Origin of the sequence: Mesorhizobium sp. M2E.F.Ca.ET.209.01.1.1, assembly GCF_004010375.2 — a bacterium.
Classification (GTDB): Bacteria; Pseudomonadota; Alphaproteobacteria; order Rhizobiales; family Rhizobiaceae; genus Mesorhizobium.
Window position 1 is genome coordinate 1 of the sequence record NZ_SADP02001292.1, and the last position, 284, is coordinate 284.

Here is a 284-nt window from a genome sequence, read left to right on the forward strand (position 1 = left end):
CTTGCCGGTTGAGGGTCCGGGCAACCGGCGCGACTTCGGGATCGATGTCGATGCTGTCAACCGTCGCGATGTCGAAGCGGGCGTCGTTGAAAAGCATTGCGGGCAATATGCCGTACCATCCACCCAAAACCCATATGCGCCCGAACCGGCCGCCGCAGCTTTCGAACAGCTTGTCGAGCGCCCACGTCTTGCAGGCGACCTGCTTGTGGTTGAAGGCGTTGGCGATGTCGGCCTGCGGATGCTTGGCGATGACGCGCGCCAGCCCTGCCACGAGCGGGTGGTTG

Annotated in this window: 1 pseudogene; it reads right to left on the reverse strand. The window is 63.7% G+C overall.

Going from position 1 to position 284, the window contains the following annotated elements:
• Positions 1 to 284, reverse strand: a pseudogene (locus EN852_RS40115) (class I SAM-dependent methyltransferase); the annotation flags it as partial.